The sequence below is a fragment of the Pseudomonas sp. NPDC088414 genome (assembly GCF_044753325.1).
GTDB lineage: Bacteria > Pseudomonadota > Gammaproteobacteria > Pseudomonadales > Pseudomonadaceae > Aquipseudomonas.
This window is the reverse complement of sequence record NZ_JBIVMY010000027.1, coordinates 42,482-57,448: the sequence shown is the minus strand read 5'-3', so window position 1 is coordinate 57,448 and position 14,967 is coordinate 42,482. Positions and strand designations below refer to the sequence as shown.

Here is a 14,967-nt window from a genome sequence, read left to right as displayed (position 1 = left end):
AGCTTGCTCCCGCTCGAGCGCGCAGCGGTCGCAAAAATTTTGGGCCTGCTTCGCAGTCCAGCGGGAGCAAGCTCCCTCGCCACAGGTTGGTGTATCAACAGAATTGGCATGAGGTTTTAGATGTCCCAGGCTGAAAAAATCATCATCACCGGCAACCCCCTGCGTTGGCAGGACGTGGTCGCCGTCGCCCGTCACGGCGCAAAACTTGAGCTGTCGAGCGAGACCTGGGCGCGCATCGAAAATGCTCAGGGCATCGTTCAGCGTATCGTCGAAAGCGGCGAGCGTGCCTATGGCGTCAACACCGGTCTGGGCGGTTTGTCCAACGTGTCGCTGAAGGACGAGCAACTCAGCCAGCTCTCGCGCAACACTTTGCTCAGCCACGCCTGTGGCGTTGGTCCGGTGCTGCCCGATGAGCAGACCCGGGCGATCATCTGCGCGGCGATTCACAACTACAGCCACGGCAAATCCGGCATTCATCGCCGCGTGGTCGAAGTGCTGCTGGCGCTGCTCAATCGTGGCATCACCCCGCAGGTTCCATCGCAAGGTTCGGTCGGTTACCTGACGCACATGGCGCACATCGGCATCGCATTGCTGGGCGTGGGCAATGTCAGCTATCGCGGGCAGATCACCTCGGCGCAACAGGCGCTGGCCGAAGAAGGTTTGCAGCCGGTGCAATTGGGTGCGAAGGACGGTTTGTGTCTGGTCAACGGTACGCCGTGCATGACCGGCCTCAGCTGCCTGGCGGTTGCCGACGCGACACGCCTGGTGCAATGGGCTGACGTGATCGGCGCCATGAGTTTCGAAGCCCAGCGTGGGCAGATTGCCGCGTTCGACGCCGAGATCATCGCGCTCAAGCCGCACCCGGGCATGCAACAGGTCGGGAGCAATCTGCGCGCCTTGCTCGATGGCAGTGAAGTGATCGCGACCAGCAAAGGCATTCGCACTCAGGATGCGTTGAGCATCCGCTCGATTCCGCAGGTGCACGGCGCGGCGCGCGATCAACTGGACCATGCGATCAAACAGGTGGAAGCCGAGCTCAACGGCTGCACCGATAACCCGTTGCTGTTGGGCACGCCGGAGAATTTCCGGGTGATGTCGCAGGCCAACCCGCACGGCCAGTCAGTGGCAATGGCAGCGGATCTGCTGGCGATTGCCATGGCTGAAATAGGCTCGATTGCCGAGCGCCGCCTCGATCGTCTGGTCAACCCGCACGTCAGCGGTCTGCCGGCGTTTCTGGTGGCCAACCCGGGGGTGAACTCCGGAATGATGATCGTGCAATACGTCGCCGCTTCGCTGTGTGCCGAGAACCGCCAATTGGCGCAACCGGCAGTGCTCGACAACTACGTCACCTCGGGCCTGCAGGAAGACCACCTGAGCATGGGCACCAGCGCTGCGCTGAAGCTGCACCGCGCCCTGGAAAACTGCACGCAGATCCTCGCCATCGAATACCTGCTGGCGGCGCAGGCCTTCGAATTCCTCAAGGAGCAGCGCTTTGGCGCAGGCACCGACCGGGCGTGGCGCCTGCTGCGGGAAACCGTCCCGGCCTACGATCAGGATCGCTGGCTGGCGCCGGATATCGCCGCCGCCGCCAGCGTTCTGAAAGCCCCGAATTCGCTGCACAACGTATTACCGAATCTGCACTGACAATTACCTATACCAGCGTGCCAAGGCGCGGATCGTCCACAAGACGAGAAACGACGGATAACGGAATGCTCCGGAGCGACTGGTAGTTAATAACAATGTTCAAAAGGAGCATTTTAATGACTGCGCTGAACCTGATTCCGGGCCAACTGAGCCTGGCCCAACTGCGTGACGTTTATCAGCAACCGGTCAAGCTGACCCTCGACCACAGCGCTGCGGCGCAGATCGAGGCGAGCGTCGCCTGCGTCGAGCAGATCCTCGCCGAGAATCGCACCGCCTACGGCATCAACACCGGTTTTGGCCTGCTGGCTTCGACCCGCATCGCCAGCGAAGACCTGGAAAATCTCCAGCGTTCACTGGTGCTGTCGCACGCCGCCGGCGTCGGCCAGCCGATCAGCGACGAGCTGGTGCGCCTGATCATGGTGCTCAAGGTCAACAGCCTCAGCCGTGGTTTCTCCGGCATCCGCCGCGTGGTGATCGACGCGCTGATCGCGCTGATCAACGCCGAGGTGTATCCGCACATTCCGCTCAAAGGTTCGGTGGGCGCTTCTGGCGATCTGGCACCGCTGGCGCACATGTCGCTGGTGCTGCTGGGTGAAGGCAAGGCGCGCTACAAGGGTGAATGGATGGAGGCGACCGAAGCGCTGAAAGTCGCCGGTCTGACCCCGCTGACCCTGGCGGCGAAAGAAGGTCTGGCGTTGCTCAACGGCACTCAGGTGTCCACTGCATTCGCCCTGCGCGGTCTGTTTGAAGGTGAAGACCTGTTTGCCGGTGCACTGACCGTTGGCGGGCTTACGGTGGAAGCGGTACTCGGTTCGCGCTCGCCGTTTGACGCGCGCATTCACGCCGCCCGTGGTCAGAAAGGTCAGATCGATGCTGCAGCCGCATATCGCGATCTGCTCGGCGAGCGCAGCGAAGTCTCCGATTCGCACCAGAACTGCGAAAAGGTTCAGGACCCGTACTCGCTGCGTTGCCAGCCACAAGTCATGGGCGCCTGCCTGACCCAGTTCCGTCAGGCCGCCGACGTGCTGGTGGTCGAAGCCAACGCCGTCTCCGATAACCCGTTGGTATTCGCCGCTGAAGGTGATGTGATTTCCGGCGGTAACTTCCACGCCGAACCGGTGGCCATGGCCGCCGACAACATGGCCCTGGCCATCGCTGAAATCGGTTCGCTGAGCGAGCGCCGCATCTCGCTGATGATGGACAAGCACATGTCGCAACTGCCGCCATTCCTGGTGGCCAATGGCGGTGTGAACTCCGGCTTCATGATCGCTCAGGTGACCGCCGCAGCATTGGCCAGCGAGAACAAAGCGCTGTCCCATCCGCATTCTGTCGACAGCCTGCCGACCTCGGCCAACCAGGAAGACCACGTGTCGATGGCTCCGGCCGCCGGCAAGCGTCTCTGGGAAATGGCTGAAAACACCCGCGGGATTCTTGCGGTGGAATGGCTGGCGGCGGTGCAGGGACTGGATCTGCGCAACGGTCTGAAGACCTCGGCCAAGCTGGAACAGGCGCGGGCGATTCTGCGCCGCGAAGTGCCGTTCTATGAGAAGGACCGCTTCTTTGCGCCGGACATCAATGCGGCGACCGAGTTGTTGGCTTCGCGCTGCCTGACTGAGCTGGTTCCGGCGAAATTGCTGCCTAGTTTGTAAGTGTTTTTCAGGGGGAGTTTTGTTGTTGCTGAAATCGATCCCCCTCACCCCAGCCCTCTCCCCCAAGGGGGAGAAGGAGAAGGGGAAGGGAGCCGATCTTCATTGTTTTCAGAGCCGGAGTTCGGCTCAAGATTCTCAGGTCGATGTATCTCGACAGAACAACCCGGTCAGTCCCCTCTCCCTCCGGGAGAGGGCTAGGGTGAGGGGCTTTTGAAGGCTCCCCACCAAACCAATTCCAACGGAGGCCAACAGTGAAAACCCTCTGGCAACACTGCCACGTCGCAACCATGGCGCAGGGCGTCTACTCGATCATCGAGGATGCGGCCATTGTGACGTCCGGTGCGCACATCGAGTGGGTCGGTCCGCGCAATCTGCTCCCGTCCGGTGAATACCCGGCGGTCAACGATCTGCAAGGCGCGTGGGTGACCCCCGGCCTGATCGACTGCCACACCCACACGGTGTTCGGCGGCAACCGCAGCGGCGAATTCGAACAGCGTCTGCAAGGCGTCAGCTATGCCGAGATCGCGGCGCAGGGCGGCGGCATTGCCAGCACCGTGCGCGCCACCCGTGAAGCGACTGAAGACGAGCTGTTCGTCAGCGCTGCCAAGCGCCTGAAAAGCCTGATGCGCGACGGCGTGACCACGGTCGAGATGAAGTCCGGCTACGGTCTGGACCTGGCCAGCGAGCGCAAGATCCTGCGCGTCATTCGTCGCCTGGAAAAAGAGCTGCCGATCAGCGTGCGCAGCACCTGTCTGGCCGCCCACGCGCTGCCGCCGGAGTACAAGGATCGCGCTGACGACTACATCGAGCACATCTGCGCCGAGATGCTCCCGGCATTGGCCGCCGAAGGGCTGGTCGATGCGGTGGATGCGTTCTGCGAGTACCTGGCGTTCTCGCCGGAGCAGGTCGAGCGGGTGTTCATCACCGCGCAAAAACTTGGTCTGCCGGTAAAGCTGCACGCCGAACAACTGTCGTCGCTGCATGGTTCCAGTCTGGCGGCGCGGTATCACGCGTTGTCCGCCGATCATCTGGAATTCATGGATGAAGACGACGCCATCGCCATGGCCAAAGCCGACACCGTCGCGGTGTTGTTGCCGGGAGCGTTCTACTTCCTGCGCGAAACCCAGCTGCCGCCGATGGACGCGTTGCGCAAGCACAAGGTGAAAATCGCCATCGCCAGCGACCTCAACCCCGGCACCTCACCGGCGCTGTCGTTGCGCTTGATGTTGAACATGGCCTGCACCTGTTTCCGCATGACCCCGGAAGAAGCCCTGGCCGGTGCGACCATCCATGCCGCACAAGCGCTGGGTATGGCTGACACCCACGGATCGCTGGAGGTCGGCAAGGTCGCCGACTTCGTTGCCTGGCACATCGATCGTCCGGCGGATCTGGCCTATTGGCTCGGCGGTGATCTGGACAAACGCGTCGTGCGTCACGGCGTCGAATCAAGTCTGTAGGAGAGCGGTTGTGGATAAGGTTCTGAGTTTCAAACAAGGTCGCGTGCCCCTGCTGATCAGCATGCCGCATGCCGGTGTGCGCCTGACGCCTGTGGTCGAGGCCGGGCTGATAGCGGATGCGAAAAGCCTGCCGGACACCGACTGGCACATTCCGCAGCTCTACGATTTTGCCGAAGAGCTGGGCGCCAGCACCCTGGCGGCCGAGTACTCGCGGTTTGTCATCGATCTGAACCGTCCGTCTGATGACAAGCCGTTGTATGCAGGCGCCACCACAGGCCTGTACCCGGCGACGTTGTTCGATGGCATTCCTCTGTTCCGCGAAGGGCACGAGCCTTCGAAAGAAGAGCGCGCGACCTATCTGGAACAGATCTGGACGCCGTACCACCGCACCCTGCAGCAAGAGCTGGCGCGGCTGAAGGCCGAGTTCGGCTATGCGCTGCTGTTCGACGCGCACTCGATCCGTTCGATCATCCCGCACCTGTTCGACGGCAAACTGCCGGACTTCAACCTCGGCACCTTCAACGGCGCCAGTTGCGATCCACAGCTGGCGACGCAGCTCGAAGCGATCTGCGCGCGGCATGGCAATTACAGTCATGTGCTCAACGGACGCTTCAAGGGCGGCCACATTACCCGCCATTACGGCAACCCGGCCGAGAACATCCACGCCGTGCAACTGGAACTGGGCCAGTGCACCTACATGGAAGAGTTCGAACCGTTCCGCTACCGCGCCGATCTGGCCGAGCCGACGCGGGTGGTGTTGAAGGAGTTGCTGCTGGGCTTCTTGAACTGGGGCAAATCCCGCTATACCACCTGACTCGCAGAGAAAATTGTGGCGAGGGAGCTTGCTCCCGCTCGACGGTGCAGCCGTCGTAAACCGGCAATCCGGATTCAACCGGAACACTCGGCTGACTGTTTTGGGGCTGCTCCGCAGCCCAGCGGGAGCAAGCTCCCTCGCCACAGATTTTGATTCATGGCCTCAGGCATGCTCATTGACGTAAATCGGGTTTATGATGCCGAACGGCAGAATAATAGAAGTCCCCCCAGGGATGACCTCGACCCCTTACGGAGCGCGCAATGCAGACATTGTTTCCGCAGATCAAACCCCACGCCCGGCACGATCTGGCTGTCGATGACACCCATACGCTGTACGTCGACGAAAGCGGTTCGCCGGAAGGCTTGCCGGTGGTGTTCATCCACGGCGGCCCGGGTGCCGGTTGCGACGCGCAGAGCCGTCGCTATTTCGATCCGAACCTGTATCGCATTGTCACCTTCGACCAGCGCGGCTGCGGACGCTCCACCCCGCACGCCAGCCTGGAAAACAACACCACCTGGGATTTGGTCGCCGACCTCGAGCGTATCCGCAAGCACCTGGGCATCGACAAATGGGTGCTGTTCGGCGGTTCCTGGGGTTCGACCCTGGCGCTGGCCTACGCGCAAACCCACCCGGAGCGCGTACACGGTCTGATCCTGCGTGGGATCTTTCTCTGCCGTCCGCAGGAAATCGAGTGGTTCTATCAGGCCGGTGCCAGCCGTCTGTTCCCCGATTACTGGCAGGATTACATCGCGCCGATCCCGCTGGACGAGCGCGGCGATCTGCTCAGCGCTTTCCACAAGCGCCTCGTCGGCAACGACCAGATTGCCCAGATGCACGCGGCCAAGGCCTGGTCGACCTGGGAAGGGCGCACTGCGACCCTGCGCCCGAACCCGCTGGTGGTCGACCGTTTCTCCGAGCCGCAGCGCGCCCTGTCGATCGCGCGGATCGAGTGCCACTACTTCACCAACAACGCGTTCCTTGAGCCGAATCAGCTGATTCGCGACATGGGCAAGATCGCCCACCTGCCGGGGGTGATCATTCACGGTCGCTACGACGTGATCTGCCCGCTGGACAACGCCTGGGAACTGCATCAGGCCTGGCCGAACAGCGAGCTGCAGGTGATTCGCGACGCCGGTCACGCCGCGTCCGAGCCGGGCATCACCGATGCGCTGGTGCGTGCCGCAAGCAAAATGGCTCGCCGCCTGCTCGACCTGCCGCCCGAAGAAGCATGAAGGGGCTGATACAGCGCGTGCGCGGTGCACGGGTCGAAGTGGCGGGCGAGATCGTCGGCGCGGTGGATCAAGGATTGCTGGTACTGGTGGCGGTCGAACCCGACGATACCCGTACCAGCGCCGACAAACTTCTGCATAAGCTGCTTAACTATCGGGTATTCAGTGACGCCGAGGGCAAGATGAATCTGTCCCTGGCGGATGTGGGCGGCGGGTTGCTGCTGGTCTCTCAGTTCACCCTGGCTGCCGACACCAAGAGTGGGTTGCGTCCGAGTTTCTCGACCGCGGCCCCCCCGGCATTGGGCGAGGAATTGTTCGACTATCTATTGGGCAAAGCGAAACAGATGCATGGCACTGTGGCATCAGGTAGATTCGGCGCGGATATGCAGGTGCACCTGGTCAACGATGGCCCGGTCACCTTCCTGTTACAGACATGAAAGCGCTTGAAACATCTTTTCAAGGGCTTTTCGACTGAAAACAGGCGTTTTTCGCGATAAATACTTTGTTACCCCTGATGCGTTGTCACGCGGGCTACTAGATAATCGCGCGCTATGGGGATCAGCGTTCGCTGGTCCATTTTTGACTTAGGTAGAGACTTGTCCGGATCCGATTGGGGAATCATTTTGCCCCAGCGGAGTCGGAACAATGCTCGCCAACTTGGCAAGGGTGCGCTGGGAGGTCGGCTTTTCAAAGTCGAAAACCCCACAGGCACTTAATCTGGCCGTTGGTTTTTTGATCTGTTTTCGGCGAGGGTTGCTCGTGATTGTTAGTCCCTGTAATGCAGCAAAAATGTCTGCCAAACGCATGCGAAGTGCCCTGGTAGCGGGTTCGGCGCTCCTGTGCCTGCTCAGCGCCGGCCAGCTTTGGGCGTTCAATCTTGACGATGTATCAGCCAAGGCTAAAGAGCTCGCCGGGCAGAAATTCGAAGCCCCGCGCAGCAACCTGCCGAACGAATTCCGTGACATGAAGTTCGCGGATTATCAGAAAATCCGCTTCCTCACCGAAAAGGCTGAGTGGGCCGATCAGAAGACGCCGTTCAAGCTGTCCTTCTATCACCAGGGCATGCACTTCGATACGCCGGTGAAAATCAACGAAATCACGGCGAACACCGTCGAAGAGATCAAATACGATCCGACCCGCTTCGATTTCGGCGACCTCAAGTTCGATCCTAAGGCTACCGAGCAACTGGGCTACGCCGGTTTCCGTGTGCTGTACCCGATCAACAAGGCCGACAAGCAAGACGAAATCATGACCATGCTCGGCGCGAGCTACTTCCGCGTCGTTGGCAAGGGCCACACCTACGGTCTGTCGGCCCGTGGTCTGGCAATCGATACTGCGCTGCCGTCGGGCGAAGAGTTTCCGCGTTTCCGCGAGTTCTGGATTCAGCAACCGAAGCCGGGCGACAAGCATCTGGTGATCTTCGCCCTGCTGGATTCGCCGCGCGCCACCGGTGCCTACCGCCTGATCCTGCGTCCGGGCAGCGACACCATTGTCGACGTCAAGGCGCAGATGTTCCTGCGTGACAAGGTCGGCAAACTGGGCATCGCGCCGTTGACCAGCATGTTCCTGTTCGGCGCCAACCAGCCGTCGAAAGTCCTCAACTACCGTCGTGAACTGCACGACTCCAGCGGTCTGTCGATCCATGCCGGCAACGGCGAGTGGATCTGGCGTCCGCTGAACAACCCGAAACACCTGGCCGTGAGCAACTTCAGCGTCGAGAACCCGCGTGGTTTCGGTCTGCTGCAACGTGGCCGTGATTTCAGCCACTACGAAGACCTCGACGACCGCTACGACAAGCGCCCAAGCGCCTGGATCGAGCCGAAGGGCGAGTGGGGCAAGGGCACCGTTGATCTGGTAGAGATTCCGACCGCCGATGAAACCAACGACAACATCGTTGCGTTCTGGAGCCCGGAAACCATGCCGGAACCAGGCAAGCCGCTGGACTTCGCCTACCGTCTGCACTGGACCATGGACGAAGCGGCGATTCACGCCCCCGACAGCGCCTGGGTCAAGCAGACCCTGCGTTCGACCGGTGACGTCAAGCAGTCGAACCTGATCCGTCAGCCAGATGGCAGCGTTGCCTACCTGGTCGACTTCGAAGGTCCATCATTGGCGGCTCTGGCCCCGGATGCCGACGTGCGCAGTCAGGTCAGCGTTGGCGATAACGCCGAGCTGGTCGAGAACAGCGTGCGCTACAACCCGGAAACCAAGGGCTGGCGCCTGACCCTGCGGATGAAGATCAAGGACGCGAGCAAGTCCACCGAGATGCGCGCCGCCCTGGTTCAGCCAGTGGTCACCGCTGATCTGGCCAAGTCTTCGGTACCGGCGTCGAATTCGTCGGTGGCCAAGGCGGACAAGGTCGCGGCCAAGCAACAAGAGAAGGAAGAGAAGGAAGCCAAGGCAGCCGAAGCCAAACAGGCCGACGCCAAGCCAGCCGCAGATGCCAAGGACAAGGCCAACAAAGACGCCAAGCAGCCAGCGGCTGCCAACGCGGCCCCAGCCACACCGGAATCGGCACCGACTGAAGAAGTCCTGACCGAGACCTGGAGCTATCAGTTGCCTGCCGATGAGTAACTCTCAAGTACAGCCAGAGACTCTGTCCGAGTATCTGGCGCATCTGCCGATGACCGACGAGCAGCGCGCGGAACTCGCGGGCTGCCAGTCGTTCAGCGAATTACACCAGCGCCTGTCGTCGTCAACGTTCGACGCGCCTGCCGAAGCCGCCCAGGCTTCGGTGGGCAAGCGCCTGACCCTGAGCACCGCCGAAGAGCTTGAAGACGCGGAGATGCTGGTGCTCGACTCCAGCGGTCGGGTCAGCATGAAGGCGACACCGCCGATCCGTCGGACCAAAGTCGTGCCGGAGCCATGGCGCACCAATATTCTGGTGCGTGGCTGGCGCCGCCTGACCGGGCGCACCAATCCGCCGCAGCCGCCGAAGGACGAAAACGTGTTGCCGGCAGCGCGCTGGCGCACGGTCGGTTCGATCCGTCGCTACATTCTGTTGCTGCTGATGCTTGGCCAGACCATCGTTGCCGGCTGGTACATGAAAGGCATCATGCCGTACCAGGGCTGGTCGTTCGTCGATCTGGACGAAGTGCTGCACCAGCCGCTGCTGCAAACCGCCACGCAAGTGCTGCCGTATGCGCTGCAGACCAGCATCCTGATCCTGTTCGGGATTCTGTTCTGCTGGGTATCGGCCGGTTTCTGGACGGCGCTGATGGGCTTCCTCGAGTTGCTCACCGGCCACGACAAATACCGTATCTCCGGCAAAAGCGCCGGCAACGAGCCGATTCCGAAAGACGCCCGTACTGCGCTGGTCATGCCGATCTGCAACGAAGACGTGCCCCGGGTATTCGCCGGTCTGCGCGCCACCTTCGAATCGGTCGCCGCTACCGGTGATCTGGATCGCTTCGACTTCTTCGTCCTCAGCGACAGTAACGACACCGATATCTGCGTCGCCGAGCAGCAGGCCTGGCTGGACGTCTGCCGCGAAGCCAAGGGCTTCGGCAAGATCTTCTATCGCCGCCGCCGTCGTCGCGTGAAACGCAAGAGCGGCAATCTCGACGACTTCTGCCGTCGCTGGGGCGGTGACTACAAGTACATGGTCGTGCTCGATGCCGACTCGGTGATGAGCGGGGAATGCCTGACCAGTCTGGTACGCCTGATGGAAGCCACGCCGGACGCCGGGATCATCCAGACCGCGCCGCGTGCGTCGGGCATGGACACCCTGTATGCGCGCATGCAGCAGTTCGCCACCCGCGTGTACGGTCCGCTGTTCACCGCCGGTCTGCACTTCTGGCAGTTGGGTGAATCCCACTACTGGGGTCACAACGCGATCATCCGGATGAAGCCGTTCATCGACCACTGCGCTCTGGCGCCGTTGCCGGGCAAAGGTGCGTTCTCCGGGGCGATCCTGTCTCACGACTTCGTTGAAGCCGCGCTGATGCGCCGTGCCGGTTGGGGCGTGTGGATTGCCTACGACCTGCCGGGCAGTTACGAAGAGTTGCCGCCGAACCTGCTCGACGAGCTCAAGCGTGACCGTCGCTGGTGCCACGGCAACCTGATGAACTTCCGCCTGTTCCTGGTCAAAGGCATGCACCCGGTGCACCGCGCGGTGTTCCTGACCGGCGTGATGTCGTACCTGTCGGCGCCGTTGTGGTTCTTCTTCCTGGTGCTGTCCACCGCGCTGCTGGCGGTGAACACGCTGATGGAGCCGCAATACTTCCTGGAGCCGCGTCAGCTTTATCCGTTGTGGCCACAATGGCACCCGGACAAGGCGATCGCGCTGTTCTCGACGACCATCGTGCTGCTGTTCCTGCCGAAACTGCTGAGCATCATCCTGATCTGGGCCAAGGGCGCGAAAGAGTTTGGTGGCAAGTTCAAGGTGACCCTGTCGATGCTGCTGGAGATGCTGTTCTCCATGCTGCTGGCGCCGGTACGGATGATTTTCCACACCCGTTTCGTTCTCGCCGCGTTCCTCGGCTGGGCCGCAACCTGGAACTCGCCGCAGCGTGACGACGACTCCACGCCATGGAGCGAGGCGGTCAAGCGCCACGGTCCGCAGACCCTGCTGGGCTTCTGCTGGGCGCTGCTGGTGATCTGGCTGAACCCGAGTTTCCTGTGGTGGCTGGTGCCGATCGTCGGTTCGCTGATGCTATCGATCCCGGTGTCGGTGATTTCCAGCCGTGTCGGTCTGGGCCTGAAGTCCCGTGACGAGAGCCTGTTCCTCATCCCCGAGGAATACAATCCGCCACAGGCGCTGCTGGCGACCGACCAGTACACCCACGAAAACCGCTGGCATGCACTGAATGACGGCTTCATCCGCGCCGTGGTCGATCCGCAGCAGAACGCCCTGGCGTGTTCGCTGGCGACGGCCCGTCACGGTCAGGCCGAGCCGATCGAGTGGCTGCGTCAGGAGCGTGTGCGTCACGCCCTGAAGGCGGGTCCGGCAGCCCTGAGCAACCATGATCGCCTGCAATTGCTGAGCGATCCGGTAGCCCTGGCGCGTCTGCACGAGCTGGTCTGGGCCGAAGGTCACAACGAGTGGCTGGACGCCTGGCGCGCTTCGGTGAAAGCCGATCCGCATGCGCCGCTGTTGCCGCTCAAGCCAGTGAGCTTGCAGGCGCAACCGGCCTGATGAAGAAACCCCGCTAACTAGCGGGGTTTTTTTATGGCGCTGAAAAGCCCCCTCACCCTAACCCTCTCCCGGAGGGAGAGGGGACTGACCGGATTGGATATTCGAGTTGCATCGACCTGAGAAATCGAGTCGAACTTAGCTTTCGAATATTTCCCCGATCGGCTCCCTTTCCCCCTCTCCCCTCTGGGGAGGGGGCTGGGGTGAGGGGTGGCCTTTGAATGTTAAACAAATCGTCCATTAAACCTTGTGCAAAAAATCGAGTGCGTTAGCATCCGTCCCCGAATTGGCGCGCCCGGACGATCTTGTCCATTTCAGTCGGTTTTCGCGCCGCAATTGCAATGGTTTTGGGGACTTGAAGATGAAGAAGTATCTGTCGATGCTGCTGGTCGGCGTCACGGCACTGGTTGCAGTCAATGCGGCGCACGCCGGTGCAATCGATGACGCGGTCAAGCGCGGCACGTTGAAAGTCGGTATGGATCCGACCTACATGCCGTTTGAAATGACCAACAAGCGCGGCGAGATCATCGGCTTCGAAGTCGACATCCTCAAAGCCATGTCCAAGGCCATGGGCGTCAAGCTCGAGCTGGTCTCCACCGGTTACGACGGGATTATCCCGGCCCTGATGACCGACAAGTTCGACATGATCGGCAGCGGCATGACCCTGACTCAGGAGCGCAACCTGCGCCTGAACTTCAGCGAACCGTTCATCGTGGTCGGCCAGACCCTGCTGATCCGCAAGGAACTGGAAGGCACCATCAAGTCCTATAAAGACCTGAACACCGCTGACTACCGCATCACCTCCAAGCTCGGCACCACCGGTGAGATGGTTGCCAAGAAGCTGATCGCCAAAGCCAAGTACCACGGCTACGACAACGAGCAGGAAGCCGTGCTCGACGTGGTCAACGGCAAGGCTGACGCGTTCATCTATGACGCGCCGTACAACGTGGTCGCGGTGAACAAGGTCGGCGCCGGCAAACTGGTGTTCCTCGACAAGCCGTTCACCTACGAGCCGCTGGCCTTCGGTCTGAAGAAGGGTGATTACGACAGCATCAACTTCATCAACAACTTCCTGCACCAGATCCACGAAGACGGCACCTACGATCGCATCCATGACAAGTGGTTCAAGAGCACCGAGTGGCTCAAGGACATGGAATAAGTCCGGTCGTTGTGGCGAGGGAGCTTGCTCCCGCTCGGCTGCGCAGCAGTCGTAAACCGGTTGACTCGTTCTACCCGACGTTGCGCGGTGGCTGATTTCAGGGCTGCTGCGCACCCCAGCGGGAGCAAGCTCCCTCGCCACAGAGGGAGCGAGCATCCTGATCGATATGGATTTGCTCTAGATGAAACAGAAAAAAGCCCAATGGCCCTGGCACGTCCTGACCGTGCTGGTGCTGGTCGGCCTGGCGGGCGCGTTGTATTACGCCACGTCGCTGATGTCCTACGAATGGCGCTGGAACCGTGTGCCGCAGTACTTCGCCTATCAGGCCGAAGAATCCCAGCGTGCCACCGATATCTCCACCGTCACCGAACTGGTGCGCAAGGGCGGCAGCGCGCAAGTCACTCTGCGCAACGACGCCGGTGACGAGCAGCACCTGACTGTCGACGAAAACAGCCTGCAATTCGCTCAGGGCGACGATGTGGCCGAAGGCGACGTCGTGGGCGTGACCCGGCATTGGGCGGCAGGGCCACTGCTGTGGGGCCTTTGGACGACGCTGTGGCTGTCGGTGGTGTCCGGCGTACTCGGTTTGCTGATCGGTCTGGTCACCGGGCTGTGCCGCCTGTCGAGCAACCCGACGCTACGCGACCTGTCGAGCATCTACGTCGAGCTGGTGCGCGGCACGCCGCTGCTGGTGCAGATCTTTATCTTCTACTTCTTCATCGGCACGGTGATGAACCTGTCCCGCGAGTTCGCCGGGATCGCCGCGCTGTCGCTGTTTACCGGCGCCTACGTGGCCGAGATCATCCGTTCCGGCGTGCAGTCGATTGCTCGCGGGCAGAACGAAGCTGCGCGTTCGCTCGGTCTGAGCGCCGGCCAGTCGATGCGCCACGTGGTGCTGCCGCAAGCGTTCAAACGCGTGCTGCCGCCGTTGGCCGGGCAATTCATCAGTCTGGTCAAAGACACCTCTCTGGTGTCGGTGATCGCCATCACCGAACTGCTGAAAAGCGGCCGTGAAGTCATCACCACCTCGTTCTCGCCGTTCGAAATCCTGTTCTGCGTTGCCGGCCTGTACCTGTTGATCAACCTGCCGCTGTCGAAAATCGCCAGCCGGCTTGAGCGGAGGCTCGCGCAAAGTGATTGAAGTCCGCGATCTGGTAAAAGTCTTCGACACCCGGGGCCAGGTAGTCCGGGCGGTGGATAACGTCACCACGTCTGTCGCCAAGGGCGAAGTGCTGGTGGTGATCGGCCCGTCCGGCTCGGGCAAGTCGACCTTCCTGCGTTGCCTCAATGGCCTGGAAGAATTCGACTCGGGCTCGGTGAGCATCGACGGTCTGCAACTGGCTGACCCGAAAACCGACGTCAACGCCTACCGCCGTGAAGTCGGCATGGTGTTCCAGCATTTCAACCTGTTCCCGCACATGACCGTGCTGGAAAACCTCTGCCTGGCGCAGAAGGTCGTGCGCAAGCGCGGGCAAAAGGAAAGCGAGGCCAAGGCCTTGGCGTTGCTGGAGAAGGTCGGTATTGCGCAGAAGGCGCGGGAATACCCGTCACGCCTGTCCGGCGGTCAGCAACAGCGCGTGGCAATTGCCCGGGCGCTGGCGATGGACCCGAAAGTGATGTTGTTCGACGAACCGACTTCGGCCCTCGATCCGGAAATGGTCGGTGAAGTGCTGGACGTGATGAAGAACCTGGCCGTGGAAGGCATGACCATGGTTTGCGTGACCCACGAAATGGGTTTTGCCCGGGAAGTGGCGGATCGGGTGCTGTTCTTCGATCACGGCAAACTGCTGGAAGATGCCGCGCCGGCGCAATTTTTCGATGCGCCGAAGGATCCGCGCGCTCAGGCGTTCCTGCGGCAGGTGTTGTAACGGCGGCGTTCTT

11 protein-coding genes are annotated in these 14,967 nt (G+C 61.5%); all 11 read left to right on the top strand.

Annotated features, from left to right (window positions below; all coding sequences use genetic code 11):
- The first annotated feature begins 120 nt into the window (after nt 1–120).
- The gene (gene hutH, locus ACIP8I_RS20575) at nt 121–1,644 is read left to right on the top strand and encodes a histidine ammonia-lyase (protein WP_400763468.1); all 1,524 of its coding nucleotides are present in this window, start codon (nt 121–123) and stop codon (nt 1,642–1,644) included.
- Nucleotides 1,645–1,760: 116 nt separating this feature from the next.
- The gene (hutH, locus tag ACIP8I_RS20570; RefSeq protein WP_400763465.1) at nt 1,761–3,293 is read left to right on the top strand and encodes a histidine ammonia-lyase; all 1,533 of its coding nucleotides are present in this window, start codon (nt 1,761–1,763) and stop codon (nt 3,291–3,293) included.
- Between the two features lie 251 nt (nt 3,294–3,544).
- Nucleotides 3,545–4,750, top strand: coding sequence for an imidazolonepropionase (gene hutI / locus ACIP8I_RS20565; protein WP_400763464.1), 1,206 nt, complete (start codon nt 3,545–3,547; stop codon nt 4,748–4,750).
- Between the two features lie 10 nt (nt 4,751–4,760).
- On the top strand, nt 4,761–5,564 hold the full coding sequence (hutG, locus tag ACIP8I_RS20560) for an N-formylglutamate deformylase (protein WP_400763451.1): 804 nt from the start codon (nt 4,761–4,763) through the stop codon (nt 5,562–5,564).
- 260 nt (nt 5,565–5,824) lie between these two features.
- Nucleotides 5,825–6,796 carry a prolyl aminopeptidase gene (gene pip / locus ACIP8I_RS20555; RefSeq protein ID WP_400763448.1) on the top strand — a complete coding sequence of 324 codons (972 nt, stop codon included), beginning with the start codon at nt 5,825–5,827 and terminating at the stop codon, nt 6,794–6,796.
- Nucleotides 6,793–7,230 carry a D-aminoacyl-tRNA deacylase gene (dtd, locus tag ACIP8I_RS20550; RefSeq protein ID WP_400763446.1) on the top strand — a complete coding sequence of 146 codons (438 nt, stop codon included), beginning with the start codon at nt 6,793–6,795 and terminating at the stop codon, nt 7,228–7,230. The genes pip and dtd overlap by 4 nt, the downstream gene beginning before the upstream one ends.
- Before the next feature lie 352 nt (nt 7,231–7,582).
- The gene (locus ACIP8I_RS20545; protein ID WP_169842613.1) at nt 7,583–9,367 is read left to right on the top strand and encodes a glucan biosynthesis protein G; all 1,785 of its coding nucleotides are present in this window, start codon (nt 7,583–7,585) and stop codon (nt 9,365–9,367) included.
- Entirely contained in the window at nt 9,360–11,930 is a 2,571-nt protein-coding gene (gene mdoH / locus ACIP8I_RS20540) for a glucans biosynthesis glucosyltransferase MdoH (RefSeq protein WP_400763441.1), read from the top strand. Before ACIP8I_RS20545 ends, mdoH begins: the two co-directional genes overlap by 8 nt.
- Before the next feature lie 358 nt (nt 11,931–12,288).
- Nucleotides 12,289–13,086, top strand: coding sequence for a transporter substrate-binding domain-containing protein (locus ACIP8I_RS20535; RefSeq protein ID WP_003220833.1), 798 nt, complete (start codon nt 12,289–12,291; stop codon nt 13,084–13,086).
- 181 nt (nt 13,087–13,267) lie between these two features.
- Nucleotides 13,268–14,227, top strand: a complete 960-nt coding sequence (locus tag ACIP8I_RS20530; RefSeq protein ID WP_027611292.1) for an amino acid ABC transporter permease — start codon at nt 13,268–13,270, stop codon at nt 14,225–14,227.
- Entirely contained in the window at nt 14,220–14,954 is a 735-nt protein-coding gene (locus ACIP8I_RS20525; protein WP_367082654.1) for an amino acid ABC transporter ATP-binding protein, read from the top strand. The genes ACIP8I_RS20530 and ACIP8I_RS20525 overlap by 8 nt, the downstream gene beginning before the upstream one ends.
- Nucleotides 14,955–14,967 lie beyond the last annotated feature (13 nt).

Excerpts from the sequence above, each read along its gene's own strand:
- hutH (WP_400763468.1), top strand. The coding sequence starts at position 121 with ATGTCCCAGGCTGAAAAAATCATCATCACCGGCAACCCCCTGCGTTGG.
- hutH (WP_400763465.1), top strand. The coding sequence starts at position 1,761 with ATGACTGCGCTGAACCTGATTCCGGGCCAACTGAGCCTGGCCCAACTG.
- pip (WP_400763448.1), top strand. The coding sequence starts at position 5,825 with ATGCAGACATTGTTTCCGCAGATCAAACCCCACGCCCGGCACGATCTG.
- dtd (WP_400763446.1), top strand. The coding sequence starts at position 6,793 with ATGAAGGGGCTGATACAGCGCGTGCGCGGTGCACGGGTCGAAGTGGCG.
- ACIP8I_RS20545 (WP_169842613.1), top strand. The coding sequence starts at position 7,583 with ATGTCTGCCAAACGCATGCGAAGTGCCCTGGTAGCGGGTTCGGCGCTC.
- mdoH (WP_400763441.1), top strand. The coding sequence starts at position 9,360 with ATGAGTAACTCTCAAGTACAGCCAGAGACTCTGTCCGAGTATCTGGCG.
- ACIP8I_RS20535 (WP_003220833.1), top strand. The coding sequence starts at position 12,289 with ATGAAGAAGTATCTGTCGATGCTGCTGGTCGGCGTCACGGCACTGGTT.
- ACIP8I_RS20530 (WP_027611292.1), top strand. The coding sequence starts at position 13,268 with ATGAAACAGAAAAAAGCCCAATGGCCCTGGCACGTCCTGACCGTGCTG.